The sequence below is a fragment of the Streptomyces sp. GbtcB7 genome, assembly GCF_019091445.1.
Lineage (GTDB): Bacteria > Actinomycetota > Actinomycetes > Streptomycetales > Streptomycetaceae > Streptomyces > Streptomyces mirabilis.
The window spans coordinates 1-19,482 of record NZ_JAGXJM010000014.1 but is presented as its reverse complement, the minus strand read 5'-3'; the positions used below and the strand labels follow the sequence as shown (position 1 = coordinate 19,482).

Genomic DNA, 19,482 nt, shown 5'->3' with positions numbered 1-19,482 from the left:
TCCCGGCGGGACGGGAGCGGGCACATCGTCCATCGCGCTCGAAGCGGCATCAGCCGATCGGTTGATGCGGCGATACGACCGAGCCCCAGGCCCGGGGCACCGGTCCCGGATCCGTGGAACGATTCAGGTCGGGCCAAAACTCGGTGGGCTCTGTCAGTGCCGAACCGTAGGCTCGCTCCTGATGTCCACTCCAGATGCGGTGACCCCGGGCCGAGCCGACCATTCGACCGTACGCAGCCTGCTGCGCCTGTGGCCGTACGTGCGGCCGGTGCGCACGCGGCTGTTCAGTGCCGCCTTCGTCGCGGTCCTCGCCTCCTGTACGGGGCTGGTGTTCCCGCTCGTCCTGAAGTGGATGGTGGACGGTCCGGTGGCCGAGCACGACGCGGCGGGCATCTGGCTCGGCGCGCTGTATCTGCTGCTGCTCGGGATCGCGGAGGCGGTGCTGTTCGGGCTGCGGCGGTGGCTGGTGGCGCGGCCCCTGTCGGGGGTCGAGGCCGACATGCGGGCGGATCTGTACCGGCATCTGCAACGGCTCCCGGTCGCCTTCCACGACCGCTGGGCCTCCGGTCAGCTGCTGTCCCGGGGCACCACGGACCTGATGCTGGTGCGCCAGTTCCTCGCCTTCCCACTGACGTTCCTGCTGGTCAACTCGGTGACGATCCTCGTCGGCGTCATGATCATGCTGGCCCAGGAGTGGACCCTCGGCCTGGTGCTGCTCGCTCCCGCGGTGCCTCTGATGGTGGTCTGCTGGCTCTTCGAGCGGCACTACTCGCTGGTGGCGCGGCGGGCCCAGGACCAGGTGGGCGATCTGACGACGGTCGTCGAGGAGAGCGTGCTCGGCATCCGCATCATCAAGGGCTTCGGGCGCCACCGCAGCCAGGCCCTCGCCTTCCGGGAGCTGTCCCGCACCCTGCGCGGCACGGAGCTGGCCAAGGCCCGCCTCCTCGCCGCCATCCTGACGGTCATCGTCACCCTTCCCGAACTCGCCATCGGCGCCGCCCTCGTACTCGGCACGGTCCAGGTCGCCGACGACCGACTGTCCGCCGGCACGCTGGTGGCGTTCCTGTCCACGGCGCTCGCGCTGCGCTGGCCCGTCGAGTCCATCGGCTTCCTCCTCGCGATGAGCCAGGAGGCGGCGACGGCGACGGAGCGGTACTTCGAGGTGATGGACGAGCAGCCGGAGTCCACCGGGACGTCCGCGACCGCCGACCGTACGTCCGCGACCTCCGACGGTACGTCCGCGGTCGCCGCCGGGAAGCGCGAGGGCGGACTCCGCTTCCACGGCGTCCGGTTCCGCTATCCCGACGCCCCGGCGGACGCGCCCCCCGTCCTCGACCGCATCGATCTGCACATCCGTCCGGGTGAGTCGATGGCCCTGGTCGGCGCGACCGGCACCGGGAAGACCACCCTCACCGCCCTCGTCCCACGGCTGCACGAGGTGACGGCCGGGCGGATCACGCTGGACGGCGAGGACATCACGGCGATGCCCCGCGAGGAGCTTCGCGCGCGCGTGGCCGTGGCCTTCGAGGAGCCCACCCTCTTCTCCGCGAGCGTCGGGGAGAACGTACTCATGGGCGCCCCGGACACCGCGGGCGAAGCGGACCTGGACCGTGCCCTCGCCGTCGCCCAGGCCGACTTCGCGCACGCGCTCCCGCAGGGCACGCGGACCCAGGTCGGCGAGCAGGGCCTGAGCCTGTCCGGCGGCCAGCGCCAGCGCCTCGCCCTCGCGCGGGCCGTCGTCGGCCGCCCCGGCTTCCTCGTCCTCGACGACCCCCTGTCGGCACTGGACGTCCACACGGAGGCCGCGGTCGAGGCCGCGCTGCGCCGCGTACTGGCGGAGACGACCGCGCTGATCGTGGCGCACCGCCCGTCCACGGTCCTGCTCGCCGACCGCGTGGCCCTGCTCTCCGGCGGCCGTATCACCGCGGTCGGCACCCACCACGAACTGCTGCGCAGCAACGCCGAGTACGCCCATCTGATGTCAGGTGACGAGGAGGCCGACCGATGACGGCGCCCACGACGACCGCGCCGAACAAGGAGCCGGACCGGGAGCCGGACAGGGAAACGGGCAGGGAAACGGGCACGGAACCCGACGGCGGGGTGCCCGGCAAGGACCGTACGGACGCGCGGGAGTCCCACCAGGACCCCTTCGACCGCGACGCCCTGCCCACTCCCCCGGGCGCCACCGCCGCGCTCCTGCGTTCCCTCCTCGCCCCGCTCAAGGCCCGCGTGGTGGTGACGATGGTGCTGCTCCTGCTCCAGCAGGCCGCGATCCAGGCGGGCCCGCTGATCGTCGCGTACGCCATCGACCGTGCCGTACCGGCCTTCCGCGCGCACGACCACGGCCCGCTGATCGCGGTGGGCGTCGGCTATCTGCTGTGCGCGCTGGCCGCCGGCGGCCTCCAGTACGCCTTCACCCAGGCGTCCGCCCGCGTCAACCAGGATGTGCTGCTCGACCTGCGCGGCCGGATCTTCCGCCACGCGCAGGCGCTCAGCATCGACTTCCACGAGCGCTACACCTCGGGCCGGCTGATCTCCCGCTCCACGACGGACGTCGAGTCGCTGCGCGAACTGCTCAGCGAGGGCCTGCAGGAGCTCATCACGGTCATCCTGTCCTTCGTCTACATCTCGGCGATGCTCCTCTGGCTGGACCTGGGCCTGGGCGCGGTGGCGGTGGCGTCCTTCGTGCCGCTCTACCTCCTCGTACGGCAGTACCGGCGCCGCGCCGGCCGTATCTACCGCCTCCGCTCGACCGCGATCGCCGCCGTCATCGTGAAGTTCGCGGAGACGATGAACGGGATCCGGCCGGTGCGCGCGTTCCGCCGCGAGGACGCCAACGACGCCGAGTTCCGGGTGCTCAACAAGCGCCACGAGCGCACCAACGGCGACGCCCTGCTGGAGATGGCCCGCTATGTCGTCGGCTCCCGACTGGTCGCCAACACGGCGGTCGCGGGGATCGTGCTGTGGGGCGCGTACCGGGTGGCCGGGGGTTCGCTGGCGCTGGGCGTGCTGGCCGCCTCGGTGCTGTATCTGCGCCGCCTGTACGACCCGATCGACCGGCTGGGCATGTTCCTCAACGCCTACCAGTCCGCGGCGGCCTCGCTGGAGAAGATCGCGGGCCTGCTGGCCCAGACGCCGTCCGTGCCCGAGCCGGCCGAACCGAGGCGGCTGCCCGCGCTCGCCTCCGCGCAGCCGGGCCGCGAGGTCGTCTTCGAGGACGTCCGCTTCGCCTACCGCACCGGCGGCGAGGTGCTGCCCACCTTCTCGCTCACGCTCCCCGCGGGGCAGACGGTGGCCGTGGTCGGCTCGACGGGCGCGGGCAAGTCGACGCTCGCCAAGCTGCTGGCCCGCTTCTACGACCCGACGGACGGCCGGGTCCTGCTCGACGGCGTCGACCTGCGCGAGCTGTCCGTGCCCGAACTGCGGCGCGGGGTGGTGATGGTGACCCAGGAGGCCTTCCTGTTCTCCGGCACGGTCGCCGAGAACATCGCCATCGGCCGCTCCGACGCGAGCCGCGAGGAGATCGAGCGGGCCGCCAAGGCGATCGGCGCCCACGACTTCATCAGCGCGCTGCCCGAGGGCTACGACACGGACGTACGCAAACGGGGCGGCCGTATCTCCGCCGGGCAGCGCCAACTCGTCGCCTTCGCACGCGCGTTGCTCGCCGACCCGGCCGTCCTCATCCTCGACGAGGCGACCAGCTCCCTCGACATCCCAGGGGAACGGGCGGTGCAGCGCGCCATGTCGACGGTCCTGCGCGGCCGGACGGCGGTGGTCATCGCCCACCGCCTGTCCACGGTGGAGATCGCCGACCGGGTGCTGGTGATGGAGCACGGGCGGGTGGTCGAGGACGGCAGCCCGGCCGAGCTCGTCGCGTCCACCGGCAGATTCGCGGACCTGCACCAGGCGTGGCGCGACAGCCTCGTATAGCGGACGGCGAGCGACTCGTACGGCGGACGGCGAGTGAAAGGCATGAGGGCTGGATGATCGACGCCTACGAAGACCCGGGGACGCCCGACTGTCGGGGCGGGTGGCGGTATCTGTGGTGGCTGGTCACCCGGCAGTCGGGGCGCAGCGCGGCCGGCGCGCTGCTCGCCACGGTGTGGATGACGCTCCTGGCGCTGCCGCCGTATCTACTCTCCCGCGCGATCGACGACGGCCTGGAGCCGGGCGACCAGGGCGCGCTGTTCGGCTGGACGGCCGCCGTGCTGGGCATCGGGGTGTTCAACGCCTGGCTGGGCATCCTGCGGCACCGCACCATGACCAGGGTCCGGATGGACGCCAACTTCCGTACGGTCAAGGTCGTGGTGAGGCAGTCGGCGCGGCTGGGTGCCGCGCTGGGCCGCCAGGTCGGCGCCGGGGAGGTCGTCACGATCGGCGTCGGTGACGTCCAGACGATCAGCCAGTCGCTGACCGTCGTCGGTCCCGGCATCGCCGCGATCGTCACCTACGGCGTGGTGGCCGCGTTGCTGATGTCGGTCTCGCTCCAGCTGTCGGTGGTGATCCTCCTCGGGGTGCCGCTGATCGCCGGGCTCGTCGGCCCGCTGATGGGTCGGCTGCAGGGTGCGGAGACCGAGTACCGCGAGCGGCAGGGCGTGCTGACCGCGCGGATCGGCGACCTCGCGGGTGGCCTGCGCGTCCTCAACGGCCTGGGTGGCAAGGGGCTGTTCGCGGACACCTTCCGCCGCGACTCGCAGCAGCTGCGGGCGCAGGGGTACCGGGTGGGGGCGTCGACCAGCTGGATCCAGGCGCTGGGCACGGGACTGCCGACCCTCTTCCTCTCCGTCGTGACCTGGCTCGCGGCCCGGCTGGCCGCCCAGGGGGAGATCACCATCGGCCAGTTGGTGTCCGTGTACGGCTATGTCGCGGTCCTCGTGATGCCGGTGTACTTCTTCATCCAGAGCGGCTACCAGCTGAGCCGGGCCGTCGTCGCCGCCCGGCGTGTCGTACGGTTCCTGTCCCTGGAGCCCGTCGCCGACCACCCCGACGCCCGGGACGCGCCCGCCTCCCCGGCGGTGCTGCACGATCCGGACTCCGGGGTACGGGTGCTGCCGGGGCGGCTCACCGCGCTGGTCGGAGCAGTTCCCGTGGAGTCCGAGGCCGTCGTCGACCGCCTCGGCCGGTACGCGGAGTCGGCGGTCACGTGGGGTGGCGTACGGCTCGACGAGATCGCCCTGGCGCAGGTGCGCGAGCGGATCCTGGTCGCGGACAACGAGGCCGACCTGTTCGCGGGCACCCTGCGCGAGCTGGTCTCCGGCCGCCGGGAGCACGACGAGGAGGCGATCGCCCGGGCGGTGCGCGCGGCGGCGGCGGACGACATCGTGCTCGGTCTCCCCGACGGTCTCGACTCGGACGTCGCCGCCCAGGGCCGCAGCCTCTCCGGCGGCCAGCGACAGCGCGTACGCCTGGTACGGGCGCTGCTCGCCGACCCCGAGGTACTGCTCGCCGTCGAACCCACCTCGGCGCTCGACGCGCACACCGAGGCGGCCGTGGCGGCCCGGCTGCGGGTCGCCCGCTCGGGCCGTACGACCGTCGTCACCAGCACCTCGCCGCTGATGCTCGACCAGGTGGACACCGTGCACTTCCTGGTCGACGGCAAGGTAGCGGCGAGCGGCAGCCATCACGAACTCCTCGACGGGGAGCCGGCATACCGGGCACTGGTGGCCCGCGACACGGAAGAGGTCCTGCGATGAGCGCGCATCTGCCGGTCGCCGAACCCGCCGAGGTGCGCCGGGCGGCACTGCGGCTGATCCGGGCGGACGGGCGGTCCTTCGCCGCCGTGCTCGGCCTCAACTCGCTGGCCGCCGTGGCCGGTCTGGTCGGGCCCTGGCTGCTCGGGCGGATCATCGACGACGTACGGGCCGGGGGCGGTGTGGACGTCGTGGACCGGCTGGCGTCGGTCATCCTGGTGTGCTCGCTGGCGCAGCTGCTGCTGGCGCGGTGGGCCCGGTACGTGGGGCACCGTTTCGGGGAGCGGACGCTGGCCCGGGTGCGGGAGCAGTTCGTGGAGCGGGCGCTGAGTCTGCCCGCCTCGGTCGTGGAGCGGGCCGGCACCGGCGACCTGACCGCGCGCGGCACCGCCGATGTCACCGTGGTGGGCAACACCCTGCGCGACGCCGGGCCCGAACTGCTCATCTCGTGCGCCCAGGCGTTGTTCATCCTCGGCGCGGTCTTCGTCATCGCCCCGCTGCTCGGCGCCTGCGGGGTGCTCGGGCTCGTCGGCATCTGGTTCGCCCTGCGCTGGTACCTGCGCCGTGCGCGCACCGCGTATCTCGCCGAGGGCACCGCCACCTCGGACGTCGCCGAGATCCTCGCGGCCACCGCGTCCGGTGCCCGTACGGTGGAGGCCTTCGGGCTGCAGCGCGGCCGGATCGCCGCGAGCCGTCGGACGCTGGAGACGTCCCGCGTCAGGCGGATGCGGACCCTGTTCCTGCGCAGCGTGTTCTTCCCGGCCGTGGAGGTGTCGTACGTCGTTCCCGTGGTCGCCGTCCTGCTGGTGGGCGGTGCCCTGCACGCGAGGGGGGCGATGAGCCTGGGTGCGGTGGTCGCCGCGACCCTGTATCTGCGCCAGCTCGCCGAGCCTCTCGACCAGATCCTGATGCAGGTCGAGCAGCTCCAGAGCAGCGGCGCCTCGTTCGCCCGCGTCGAGGGGCTGGCCCGCGCGCCACGGGCCGTACCGTCGGGCTCGCCCACCCCGGTCGACGACCGGATCGACGTGACGGATGTCCGCTACTCCTACGACCGCGGGGGCGAGGTGCTGCGCGGAGTCGACCTGACCGTGCGGCCCGGGGAGCGGCTGGCCGTCGTCGGGCCCTCCGGCGCCGGGAAGACCACTCTGAGCCGACTGCTCGCGGGCATCGACGCGCCGCGGTCCGGGTCGGTGACGGTGGGGGGTGTACCGATCGCCGACCTCGATCCCGAGCAGCTGCGCCGCCAGGTCGTCCTCGTCACCCAGGAGCACCACGTGTTCCTGGGCACCGTTCGCGACAACCTGCTGATCGCCGAACCCGCCGCCGATGACGCGGCGTTGTGGGCGGCGCTGGCCGCCGTCGGTGCCGACGGCTGGGTCCGGGAGCTGCCGGACGGCCTGGACACCGAGCTCGGCACCGGCGGCCGCCGGACGGACGGGTCGCGGGCCCAGCAGCTCGCCCTGGCCCGGGTGGTGCTGGCCGACCCGCACACCCTCATCCTCGACGAGGCGACCGCCCTGCTCGATCCGACGACCGCGCGCCACACCGAGCGTGCGCTCGCCGCCGTACTGGAGGGGCGCACCGTGATCGCCATCGCGCACCGGCTGCACACCGCGCACGACGCGGACCGGGTCGCCGTGATGGAGGACGGACTGCTCACCGAACTCGGCACGCATGACGAGCTGGCGGCGGCCGAGGGGGCGTACGCGGCACTTTGGCGGACGTGGCACGGGGACTAGGGCGGGGGCGAGCAGGGGCCTGAGCCGGGGGCAGGGCGGAGCCTGAGCGGGGGCCAGGGCGGAGCCTGAGCGGGGGCCAGGGCGGAGCCTGAGCGGGGGCCAGGGCGGAGCCTGAGCGGGGGTCAGGGCCGGGCGCGTCGGGGCTCGTCCGGCCGCTCTGGGCGCGGTGCGGCAGGGCGGTCGCACGTCGCCCCGTCACGGACCGGACGCACTCCGGCGAACAGTCCGCATGCCGAACATGAACACCCGGACAACGGACGAATTCCGGCCAAGTTCCTGACGCGGTCCTGACAGAAAGCGAAATCTCCTGCCACTCTTCCCACGGCAACTTCACAGCAACCTCACAGCACCGTCGCCGTGTCGTGGCCGTGGATCCCCAGGCAACTGGTTCCGCGTTCCACCCTGTTCTGCCCTGTTCTGCCCTGTTCTGCCCGGACGGGTACCCACCCCGACCGGATCCCCACTGGCCGCGCGAGCCGTGGCCACGCAGAAGGAGTCAGTGTGTTGAGCAGCAGTTCCTCCCACAGACGCACCTCCCACACCACCCAGCGCCGTGTCGCGGCCGTCGCCCTCGTCGGCGTCTCCGCCCTGCTGGCCGCGGCCGTCCAGTCTGGCGCCGCGAGCGCGACCCCCCAGAAATCCTCCCTCGGCAAGATCAACCGTGGCTCTCTCGCCGTCCAGCTCACGCCTTCGCAGCGCGCGGAGCTGATACGCGACGCGGACGCCGCCAAGGCGGCCACCGCCAAGGACCTGGGTCTCGGGGCCAAGGAGAAGCTCGTCGCCCGCGACGTCATCAAGGACGCGGACGGCACGGTCCACACCCGCTACGAACGCACGTACGCGGGACTCCCGGTCCTCGGCGGCGACCTCGTGGTCGACACCACCAAGGCAGGGAAGACCGAGCGGGTCATCAAGGCGACGCGGGCCACCCTCAAGGTCGCCTCGCTCACGCCCGCCATCGCCGCCTCGAAGGCGGAGAAGCAGGCCCTCTCCGTCGCCAAGGCCGACGGTTCGAAGAAGACCGACGCCGACCGGGCGCCCCGGAAAGTGATCTGGGCGGCGAACGGCACACCGACCCTCGCGTACGAGACGGTCGTCGGCGGCTTCCAGGACGACGGCACCCCGAACCAGCTGCACGTCATCACCGACGCGGCCACCGGCAAGAAGCTCTACGAGTACCAGGGCATCGAGACCGGTATCGGCAACACCCAGTACAGCGGCCAGGTGACGCTGACGACCACGCAGTCGGGCTCCAACTACACGCTCACCGACGGCGCGCGCGGCGGCCACAAGACGTACAACCTCAACCGCGGCACGTCCGGCACCGGCACCCTGTTCTCGCAGACCAGCGACACCTGGGGCAACGGCACCACGTCGAACGCCGCGACCGCGGGCGCCGACGCGCACTACGGCGCCGCCGAGACCTGGGACTTCTACAAGACCACCTTCGGCCGCAGCGGCATCAAGAACAACGGCGTGGGTGCGTACTCCCGGGTCCACTACGGCAACGCGTACATCAACGCGTTCTGGGACGACAGCTGCTTCTGCATGACGTACGGCGACGGGGCCGGCAACGCGGACCCGCTGACCGCGCTGGACGTGGCCGGGCACGAGATGAGCCACGGCGTCACCTCCAACACCGCGGGTCTCAACTACTCGGGCGAGTCCGGCGGTCTGAACGAGGCGACCTCGGACATCTTCGGCACCGGCGTCGAGTTCTACGCCAACAACGCCTCCGACCCCGGTGACTACCTCATCGGCGAGAAGATCGACATCAACGGCGACGGCACCCCGCTGCGCTACATGGACAAGCCCAGCAAGGACGGCGGCTCGGCGGACAACTGGTCCTCCAGCGTGGGCGGTCTCGACGTCCACTACTCGTCCGGTGTCGCCAACCACTTCTTCTACCTGCTGAGCGAGGGCAGCGGCGCCAAGGTCATCAACGGCGTCAGCTACAACTCGCCGACCGCCGACGGCCTTCCGGTCACCGGCATCGGCCGGGACAAGGCCCTGCAGATCTGGTACCGGGCGCTCACCACCAAGTTCACCTCGACCACCAACTACGCGGCGGCCCGCACCGGCACGCTCGCGGCGACGGGCGAGCTGTACGGCACGACGAGCGCCGAGTACACGGCGGTGCAGAACGCCTGGGCGGCCGTGAAGGTCGGCTCGCGTCCCGGCGGTGGCGGCGGCACCGGTACGTCGTTCGAGAACACCGGCGACGTATCGATTCCGGACAACGGGCCGGCCGTGACGTCGTCGATCGCGGTCACCGGCCGTACCGGCAACGCCCCGTCGAACCTTCTGGTCGACGTGGACATCGTGCACACCTGGCGCGGCGACCTGGTCGTGGATCTGCTGGCCCCGGACGGCACGGTGTACCCCCTGAAGGCCTTCAGCTCCTCCGACTCGGCGGACAACGTCCAGGAGACCTACACGGTCAACGCGTCCTCCGAAGTAGCCAATGGCACTTGGAAGTTGAGGGTCCAGGACAAGGCCGCGCAGGACACCGGCTACATCAACAGCTGGAAGCTGACGTTCCCGTAGACCGCACCTGAACACACGGCATCGAGAGGGCGCCGCCCCGGGGTTCGACCCCCGGGGCGGCGCCCTCTTTGCCGCGCCATGACCCTGCTTTTATTGACGCTTGACCAAGATCGAGATCCGCACAACGAACAGTGATCTTCATCCAACGGACGCTTTTCGGCCAAGATTTCATCGCCCTCCTGACATGTACGCGTCCTGGATGTCACTCTTCCACCGCACGGCTCACCCGCACCGCAACTTCACACCTTCCGTACGGCCACCCCACGCCGTCCGGTCGCCCCCACAAGAGGAGATTGCGTGACCCCCCTCTACGCGCGTCACAAGCGCACCACTCTGGCCATCGCCACTGCTGTCGCTGCCGGAGCCCTGCTCACCACCGGTCTGACCACCGGTGCCTCCGCCCAGACCGAGTCGGCCGCCGCCAAGGCGAAGCTCCCCGGCGCCACGGTCCAGCTCTCCGCCGCCACGCGCACGAGCCTGATCCAGCAGGCCGACGCGGCCGCGCCCGAGACCGCCCAGCAGATAGGCCTCGGCGCCAAGGAGAAGCTCGTCGTCCGAGACGTCCTCAAGGACGCGGACGGCACCGTGCACACCCGCTACGAGCGCACGTACAACGGCCTTCCGGTCCTCGGCGGCGACCTGGTCGTCCACGAGTCCAAGGCCGGCAAGACCGAGGGCGTCACCAAGGCCGTGAAGACGGCCATCAAGGTCGCCTCGCTGAAGCCGCAGGTCACCACCGCGAAGGCCGAGAAGCAGGCCCTCACCGCCGCGAAGGCCGCCGGCTCGGAGAAGACCACGGCCGACCGCGCCCCCCGCAAGGTGATCTGGGCCGCCACCGGCAAGCCCACCCTCGCCTACGAGACGGTCATCGGCGGTCTCCAAGACGACGGCACCCCGAACGAGCTGCACGTCATCACCGACGCGGCCACCGGCAAGAAGCTCTACGAGTACCAGGGCATCGAGACCGGCACCGGCAAGACCCTCTACTCGGGCACGGTCAGCCTCAACACCACCCTGTCGGGCTCGACGTACCAGCTGACCGACGGCACCCGCGGCGGCCACAAGACGTACAACAAGTCGCACACCACCTCCTCCTCCGCGGGCACCCTGTTCACCGACGCGGACGACACCTGGGGCACCGGCGCGGCCTCCAGCTCCACCACCGACCAGACCGCGGCCGCCGACGCCGCGTACGGCGCGCAGGAGACGTGGGACTTCTACAAGAACACCTTCGGCCGCAGCGGCATCAAGAACAACGGGGTCGGCGCGTACTCCCGCGTCCACTACGGCAACGCGTACGTCAACGCGTTCTGGGACGACAGCTGCTTCTGCATGACGTACGGCGACGGCTCCGGGAACACCCACCCGCTGACCTCGCTGGACGTGGCCGGCCACGAGATGAGCCACGGCGTCACCGCCAACACGGCCGGTCTCAACTACTCCGGCGAGTCCGGCGGTCTGAACGAGGCGACCTCCGACATCTTCGGCACCGGCGTCGAGTTCTACGCGGGGAACTCCTCCGACGTGGGTGACTACCTCATCGGCGAGAAGATCAACATCAACGGCGACGGCACCCCGCTGCGCTACATGGACAAGCCCAGCAAGGACGGCAGCTCCGCCGACTACTGGTCCTCCAGCGTCGGCAACCTGGACGTGCACTACTCGTCCGGTGTCGCCAACCACTTCTTCTACCTGCTGAGTGAGGGCAGCGGCGCCAAGACCATCAACGGCGTCAGCTACAACTCGCCCACGTACAACGGCACGGCCGTCACCGGCATCGGCCGGGACAAGGCCCTGCAGATCTGGTACAAGGCGCTGACGACGTACTTCACGTCGACGACGAACTACAAGGCGGCCCGCACGGGGACGCTCTCCGCGGCGTCCGCCCTGTACGGCTCGACCAGCGCCGAGTACAAGGCGGTGGCCGCGGCCTGGACCGCGGTCAACGTGAGCTAGTGCCCACGGGGTCCTCGAGACTCCCTTAGGCACCTTGGGCGGTACCCGGAGAGAAGGCACCTCCGGGTACCGCCCTACGCTGTCCCCCATGGTCTCCCCGGACAACCCCTTCACATACGAGGACGTGGGCGCGACGCGCGACGGCCGCTGCCCGCCGGGGTTCCACCCCCTGCACCTGCGCACCCGCGTCGGCGAGGGCGAGGCCGTCTTCCGCGCCGCCTCCGAAGCGGTGATGACCTGGGAGATGCACCGCGCGATGGGCGTGGGCATCACCGCCACCGCCGACAAGGCGGCCCCCGGAGTCGACGTCACCGTCGGGCTCGGCCCCCTCAAGGCCCCCTGCCGTGTGGTCTGGACGGTCGAGGAGTACCGCCGGGCCGGCTGGGCCTACGGCACCCTGCCCGGCCACCCCGAGCACGGCGAGGAGGCCTTCGTGGTCGACCGCACGGGCGACGGCACGGTCTGGCTGACCGTGACCGCCTTCAGCCGTGCGGCCAAGTGGTACACCCGCGCGGGCGGACCGGCGACCCGGGGGCTCCAGCACGCCTACGCACGGCGCTGCGGGACGGTACTGCGCCGGCTGTGCGCGGGGTTCGAACCGTAGGCCCGCTGTCCGCCTCCCGCTTTCGGCCCGCTCAGCGCATCAGGACCCCGGCCTCCTCCCCCACCTCCTCCGAAGGCATCGTCACCAGGCCCAGCTCGGCGCCGGACGCGAGCAGTCGGTGCGTGGGGAGAATACGGACGGTGTAGCCGAACGGGCCGGTGCGGTCGAGGGAGAGCGGACCCTCGTACACCCAGCGCCCTTCCAGGTCCGGACCGCCCACCGGTTTCAGCGGGACACAGCTCGCGTCCGCGATGCGGTCCTGCGAGTCGACGCGGCCCGAGACCGCCTGGACCTCGACGTCGTCCGGGGCGAGGTCGGCCAGCGCCACCCGCACGCGCAGGGAGAGGGTGGTGCCCAGTTCGGCGGTCGTGGTGGCGGCGGAGGCCTCCAGATGGTCCACCGTGACCCGGGGCCAGGCCGCCCGGACGCGGGACTTCCAGGCGGCGAGTTCGCGGGCCGCCTCCGGGACCAGGGCGCGGTGGGCGCGAGCCGCGGGGGCGTACAGGCGCTCCACGTACTCGCGCACCATCCGGCCCGCCAGGACCTTCGGGCCGAGATGGGTCAGCGTCTGGCGGACCATCTCGATCCACCGGTCGGGCAGACCGTGCTGACCCCGCTCGTAGAAGCGGGGCGCCACGCGCTGTTCCAGCAGCTCGTAGAGGGCCGTTGCCTCCAGGTCGTCACGGCGGTCGTCGTCCGTCGCCGTGCCGTCCGCCGTCGGGATCGCCCAGCCGAAGTCCGGCTGGAACCACTCGTCCCACCAGCCGTCCAGGACGGAGAGGTTCAGACAGCCGTTGAGTGCCGCCTTCATCCCTGACGTGCCGCAGGCCTCCAGCGGGCGGAGCGGGTTGTTCAGCCAGATGTCGCAGCCCGGGTACAGCTTCTGCGCCATCGCCATCCCGTAGTCCGGGAGGAAGACGATCCGGTGGCGTACGCGCGGGTCGTCCGCGAACCGGACCAGTTCCTGCACGAGACGCTTGCCGCCGTCGTCGGCGGGGTGCGCCTTGCCCGCGACCACGATCTGGATCGGGCGTTCGGCGTGCAGGAGGAGGTCCATCAGGCGGTCGCGGTCGCGCAGCATCAGGGTCAGGCGTTTGTAGGAAGGGACGCGGCGGGCGAAGCCGATCGTGAGGACGTCCGGGTCCAGCACCCCGTCGATCCAGCCGAGTTCGGCCGTTCCGGCGCCGCGCTGGCGCCAGGAGGCGTGCAGGCGTTCCCGTACCTCGAGGACCAGTTGCTCGCGCAGCACCCGGCGCAGGTCCCAGATCTCCTGGTCGGCGATGTCCGCCACCGCGTCCCAGCGGTCCGAACCGCCGACCGTCATCGCGTCCTCGGTGCGCTGGGCGCCGATCTGGCGGGCGCCGAGACGGAAGACCTCCGGTGCCACCCAGGTCGGTGCGTGCACGCCGTTGGTGACCGAGGTGATCGGGACCTCGTCCGGGTCGAAACCCGGCCACAGCCCGGAGAACATCTCGCGGCTGACGTGACCGTGGAGCAGCGACACCCCGTTGGCCCGCTGGCCGAGCCTGAGCCCCATCACGGCCATGTTGAAGAGGTTCGGCTCACCGCCCGGATAGGTCTCCATGCCGAGGCCGAGGATGCGCTCGACGTCGATACGGGGGAGTTCGGCGTCCGGGCCGAAGTGGTGGGCGACCAGTTCGCGGTCGAAGCGGTCGATGCCGGCGGGGACGGGGGTGTGGGTGGTGAAGACGGTACCGGCGCGGACGGATTCGAGAGCGGCCTCGAAGTCCAGGCCGCCGTTGCCGCCGTCCCCGTCGTGCCCGTCCTGCGCGTCCTGCCCGTCGGCGAGTTCGGCGATGCGTTCCAGGCCGAGGAAGCCCGCGTGGCCCTCGTTGGTGTGGAACACCTCGGGCTGGGCGTGGCCGGTCAGCCGGCAGTACGTCCGTACGGCGCGTACCCCGCCGATGCCGAGCAGCATCTCCTGCAGCAGCCGGTGCTCGCTGCCGCCGCCGTACAGCCGGTCGGTCACCCCGCGTTCGCCGAGGTCGTTCTCCTCGACGTCGGAGTCGAGCATGAGGAGGGGGACGCGACCGACCTGGGCCAGCCAGATGCGGGCGCGCAGGGCGCGGGCGCCGGGGAGGGCGAGGGTGACCTGGGCCGGGGTGCCGTCGGATTCGCGCAGGGGTACGAGAGGGAGTTCGTTGGGGTCGAGGACGGGATAGTGCTCCTGCTGCCAGCCGTCTCGGGAGAGGGACTGCCGGAAGTAGCCGTGCCGGTAGAGGAGTCCTACGCCGATGAGGGGTACGCCGAGGTCGCTGGCGGCCTTGAGGTGGTCGCCGGCGAGGATGCCGAGGCCGCCGGAGTACTGGGGCAGGGCCGCGGTGATGCCGAACTCGGGTGAGAAGTAGGCGATGGCGGCGGGGAGGTCGGGAATCTGGGTCTGGGTCTGGTACCAGCGTTCGCCGGTCACGTAGTCGCGCAGGTCGTCGGCGACGGCGGCGAGGCGGCGCAGGAAGCGGCGGTCCTCGGCGAGTTCCGCGAGGCGGTGGGGAGGGACGCTGCCGAGCAGGCGTACGGGGTCGCCGTCGGAGGCGGTCCAGCGTTCGGGGTCGACGGACTGGAAGAGGTCGCGGGTCTCGGCGTGCCAGGACCAGCGCAGGTTGCGGGCGAGGTCGCTGAGCGGGTGAAGGGCGTCGGGCAGTACGGGGCGAACGGTGAATCTGCGGATTGCCTTCACGAGTTCCACCTTCACAAAAGACGTATGCGGCGGGATGTACGTCACCGACGACGGTAGCGGCGAGGGTGTTTCCACAACACGGCGCATCGATGAACTCCGGCGTCGCGGGTGGGTCGGGGGCGTGGGGGTGTGTCGAGCCCGTCGCCGCCGGATCAGACGTGGGCCGGGCAAGCGAGCCGCTGCTCGATCCGAACGTAAGCGACGGGCTTGCGACACACCCCCACGCCCCCTTCCGCAGTCCGCCGACCGCGGGTGAGTGGACGTCGACGTCAGGGAGTGGTGATCCAAGCGGGAACGCGGGGCGCAGCCCCCGCCTCAGGGGCGCGGGGAACTGCGCGACCAGCCCCCACCGGCCGCCAGCCGAACGAATCACCCGAGCGGGGGATCGGGGCGCAGCCCCGGCCTAGGGGGCGCGGGGAACTGCGCGAACGGCCCCCACCGGCCCGCAGCCGACGGACTCGGCCGAGGGCGTCAACAAGAGGAACCGTCGACCGGGAATCGACGCGACCATTCCGCCCCACCCCCGGTGGGTATGGCCGATTCCGCCCGCATGGGCGGCCTTGTGGTGCTTCACACCACACGAGAGGCTGCCAAGTGGCGTACGCGCGACCCCGGTCGCACACCGGTCGGTCCCGGTCGGCGTACGCCGACTTGAGGAGGGGAACTCACGTCATGGCACAGACGAGACAGCGGCGTCTGCGCTGGGCAGGATGCCTCACCGCGGTCACGACGGCCGCGGTGCTTTCGGCCATCACCCTGCCCGCGCACGCCGCCCCGGAGGGCCGGATACTCGGCGCCGGCGAACCCGGTTCCGTCAGAGGTAGTTACATCGTGACGCTCAAGGGGGGTACGAGGGCTCCGTCATCGGTGGGTAAGGGCATCGCCGAGAAGTACGGAGCGCGAATCAGCCACACGTACGGCACGGCGCTCAACGGGTACGCGGTTCAGGTGAGCGAGAAGCAGGCGCGGCGGCTCGCGGCGGACTCCCGTGTGGCCTCCGTCGTCCAGGACACCCGGGTGACACTCGACCACTTCGAGAAGAACCCGCCGTCCTGGGGGCTGGACCGGATCGACCAGCCCGCTCTGCCGCTCGACAAGGGCTACACGTGGCCGGCGTCGGCGGGCGCGGGCGTGACGGCGTACGTCATCGACACGGGGATCCGGATCACGCACAAGGACTTCGGGGGGCGGGCCGGTTACGGCTGGGACTTCGTGGACAACGACAAGGCGGCGGGGGACGGGAACGGGCACGGGACGCATGTCGCCGGGACCATCGCGGGGACGACCTACGGTGTGGCGAAGAAGGCCAAGGTCGTGTCCGTGCGGGTGCTCGACAACGCCGGATCCGGCACCACCGCGCAGGTCATCGCCGGTATCGACTGGGTGACCCGGCACGCGCACAAGCCCGCGGTCGCCAATCTGAGCCTGGGCGGCCACGCGAACGCCCAGCTGGACGCCGCCGTACGCAACTCCATCGCCTCCGGAGTGACGTACTCGGTCGCGGCGGGCAACGACGGGCTGGCCGCCGGGCTGTACTCCCCCGCCCGGGTCAAGGAGGCGCTGACGGTCGGGGCGAGCGACAGGGCCGACGCCCGGGCGAGCTTCTCCAACTTCGGGGCGGCGCTCGACCTGTTCGCGCCCGGCGTGGCGATCACGTCGGCGTCGTACGCGAGCGACACCGGGAAGGCGACCTTCTCCGGTACGTCGATGGCGAGCCCGCATGTCGCGGGCGCGGCGGCGCTCTATCTCGCCGGCCACCCGAAGGCGACGCCGGCCCAAGTGGGCAAAGAGTTGGTCGGGCGGGCGGTGTACGGGAAGGTCGGCGGTGCGGGGCTCGGTTCGCCGAACAGGCTTCTGCAAGTCGGCCGTTCCTAGGGAACCGCCGCCGCAGGCACCGGCCTCGCCCGTCGGACGAGGCCGGTCTTGTGTGTAGACATACGCGTAAGTAGTTAGCAACCTGCCGGATTGCTCACCCGAATAGGGTGGGAAGGCTCCCCCGGTACGCCCCGCAGGCCCCACCTCCCCACACCGTCATCCGCCCACCCACGTTGACGCGGACAGGAGCGGTCATGCCCGCCACGCACCACACGTCGCCACCCCCGACGACCACCTCCGACACACCCCCCATACGCAAGGTCGACGCCGTCCCCCGCGCCCCGGAGCAACCCTCCGAACAGGCCGCCGAAGGCGGCGAGAGCGTCGGACGCATTCCCGTCGTCGACGTTCGGCCCCTCGTCCTGCAAGGCCGTCGCCCCGCCAAGGCGGTCGTCGGCGAGGTCTTCGACGTCACGGCCACCGTCTTCCGCGAAGGTCACGACGCCGTCGCCGCGAACGTCGTCCTGCGCGATCCGGAGGGCCGCACCGGCCCCTGGACCCCGATGCGCGAACTCGCCCCCGGCACCGACCGCTGGGGCGCCACCGTCTCCGCCGGGACGACCGGCCACTGGACGTACACCGTGGAGGCCTGGAGCGATCCGGTCTCCACCTGGCGCCATCACGCGGGGATCAAGATCCCGGCGGGCATCGACACGGAACTGGTCCTGGAGGAGGGCGCCCGGCTGTACGAGCGCGCTGCCGCCGGAGTACCGAAGAGCAAGGGCAGAAGGGATGTCGTCCTCGCCGCGGCGGACGCGCTGCGGGACACCGGCCGTTCCTCGGCGGCCCGGCTCGCCGCCGCCCGCACCCCTGAAGTGGACAGGGTCCTCACTCGTCATCCGCTGCGTGAACTGGTCAGCAGTTCGGAGCCGTTGCCTCTGCTGGTGGAGCGCGAGCGGGCGCTGTACGGCTCCTGGTACGAGTTCTTTCCGCGTTCGGAGAGCGGGCATCTCGATCCGCCGGTGCACGGCACCTTCCGCAGCGCCGCCGAGCGGCTGCCCGCCATCGCGCGGATGGGTTTCGATGTCGTGTATCTGCCGCCGATCCATCCCATCGGGACCACTTATCGCAAGGGGCCCAACAACACTCTTTCTGCGGGGGCGTACGACGTCGGTGTGCCGTGGGCGATCGGCTCCCCGGAGGGCGGGCACGACGCCGTTCATCCGGACCTCGGCACGATCGACGACTTCGACGCCTTCGTGAGGCGGGCGGAGCGGGAGGGGCTGGAGGTCGCGCTCGACTTCGCGCTCCAGTGCTCGCCGGATCATCCGTGGGTGCAGAAGCATCCCGAGTGGTTCCACCACCGGGCCGACGGATCGATCGCGTACGCGGAGAATCCGCCGAAGAAGTACCAGGACATCTATCCGATCGCCTTCGACCAGGACATGCCGGGGCTGGTCCGGGAGACACTGCGGGTGCTGCGGTACTGGATGAGCCACGGTGTGCGGATCTTCCGCGTCGACAACCCGCACACCAAGCCGGTCGTCTTCTGGGAGCGGGTCATCGCGGACATCAACCGCACCGATCCGGACGTGATCTTCCTGGCCGAGGCGTTCACCCGGCCCGCGATGATGCGCACGCTGGGGGCGGTCGGCTTCCAGCAGTCGTACACCTATTTCACCTGGCGCAACACGAAGCAGGAGCTCACCGACTACCTCAGTGAGCTGTCGGGGGAGGCGGCCGCCTACATGCGGCCCAATTTCTTCGTGAACACCCCGGACATCCTGCACGAGTTCCTTCAGCACGGCGGGCGGCCGGCCTTCGAACTGCGTGCGGTGCTCGCCGCGACGCTGTCTCCGACCTGGGGCGTCTACAGCGGATTCGAGCTCTGTGAGAACACCCCCCTGCGTGCGGGCGGCGAAGAGTACCTGAACTCCGAGAAGTACCAACTGCGTCCGCGGGATTGGGAGTCGGCGGAGCGGGAGGGTCGTAGCATCGCGCCATTGCTGAGGGCGCTCAACGCCATCCGCCGGCGCAGTCCGGCACTGCGCCAGTTGCGCGGCCTCCACTTCCACCACACGGACAAGGACGCGGTGATCGCCTACTCGAAGTCGGTCACGGACGGGAGCGGATCGAACACGGTTGTGGTGGTGGTCAACCTCGACCCCCACCACACCCAGGAGGCGACGGTCTCGTTGGACATGCCGCAACTCGGCCTGGACTGGCACGAGTCCGTGCCGGTGCGCGACGAGCTCACCGGCGAGACCTACAACTGGGGCAGGGCCAACTATGTGCGTCTTGAGCCAGGGCATAGTCCCGCGCACATCCTCACCGTCCTGCGACCGTCCTCACCGCAGATCGGAGGGTCACCCACCACATGATCGTCAACGAGCCCGTCCCGGACACTTTCGAGGACACCCCGGCCAGGGACCG

The 19,482-nt window shown here is 71.0% G+C and carries 10 protein-coding genes; 9 read left to right on the top strand and 1 reads right to left on the bottom strand.

The window, feature by feature from the left end; all coding sequences use genetic code 11:
* Positions 1–181: 181 nt before the first annotated feature.
* The 7 genes from KVT44_RS23110 (at position 182) to KVT44_RS23080 (ending at position 12,536) form a co-directional block, all read left to right on the top strand.
* Complete coding sequence (locus tag KVT44_RS23110; protein ID WP_217568348.1) at positions 182–2,008, top strand: ABC transporter ATP-binding protein; 1,827 nt, start codon at positions 182–184, stop codon at positions 2,006–2,008.
* A complete protein-coding gene (locus KVT44_RS23105; RefSeq protein WP_217568347.1) occupies positions 2,005–3,930 on the top strand; it encodes an ABC transporter ATP-binding protein in 1,926 nt (641 codons plus the stop codon). The genes KVT44_RS23110 and KVT44_RS23105 overlap by 4 nt, the downstream gene beginning before the upstream one ends.
* Before the next feature lie 53 nt (positions 3,931–3,983).
* Entirely contained in the window at positions 3,984–5,693 is a 1,710-nt protein-coding gene (locus KVT44_RS23100; RefSeq protein WP_217568346.1) for an ABC transporter ATP-binding protein, read from the top strand.
* Positions 5,690–7,429, top strand: a complete 1,740-nt coding sequence (locus tag KVT44_RS23095) for an ABC transporter ATP-binding protein (RefSeq protein WP_217568345.1) — start codon at positions 5,690–5,692, stop codon at positions 7,427–7,429. The genes KVT44_RS23100 and KVT44_RS23095 overlap by 4 nt, the downstream gene beginning before the upstream one ends.
* A 504-nt stretch (positions 7,430–7,933) precedes the next feature.
* Positions 7,934–9,976 carry a M4 family metallopeptidase gene (locus KVT44_RS23090; RefSeq protein WP_217568344.1) on the top strand — a complete coding sequence of 681 codons (2,043 nt, stop codon included), beginning with the start codon at positions 7,934–7,936 and terminating at the stop codon, positions 9,974–9,976.
* A 297-nt stretch (positions 9,977–10,273) separates the two neighbouring features.
* Positions 10,274–11,932 (top strand): M4 family metallopeptidase, encoded by a 1,659-nt coding sequence (locus KVT44_RS23085; RefSeq protein WP_217568343.1) that lies wholly within the window; start codon positions 10,274–10,276, stop codon positions 11,930–11,932.
* Positions 11,933–12,020: 88 nt separating this feature from the next.
* Entirely contained in the window at positions 12,021–12,536 is a 516-nt protein-coding gene (locus tag KVT44_RS23080) for a DUF1990 family protein (protein ID WP_099920597.1), read from the top strand.
* A 31-nt stretch (positions 12,537–12,567) separates the two neighbouring features.
* On the opposite strand, the gene glgP is transcribed toward KVT44_RS23080, so the two are convergent.
* Positions 12,568–15,234, bottom strand: a complete 2,667-nt coding sequence (glgP, locus tag KVT44_RS23075) for an alpha-glucan family phosphorylase (protein WP_099925381.1) — start codon at positions 15,232–15,234, stop codon at positions 12,568–12,570.
* Positions 15,235–15,906: 672 nt separating this feature from the next.
* Here glgP and KVT44_RS23070 point away from each other — a divergent pair.
* Both KVT44_RS23070 and KVT44_RS23065 read left to right on the top strand, forming a co-directional pair.
* The gene (locus tag KVT44_RS23070; RefSeq protein ID WP_217568342.1) at positions 15,907–17,109 is read left to right on the top strand and encodes a S8 family peptidase; all 1,203 of its coding nucleotides are present in this window, start codon (positions 15,907–15,909) and stop codon (positions 17,107–17,109) included.
* Positions 17,110–17,303: 194 nt separating this feature from the next.
* The gene (locus tag KVT44_RS23065; protein WP_217568341.1) at positions 17,304–19,430 is read left to right on the top strand and encodes an alpha-1,4-glucan--maltose-1-phosphate maltosyltransferase; all 2,127 of its coding nucleotides are present in this window, start codon (positions 17,304–17,306) and stop codon (positions 19,428–19,430) included.
* Positions 19,431–19,482: the final 52 nt, after the last annotated feature.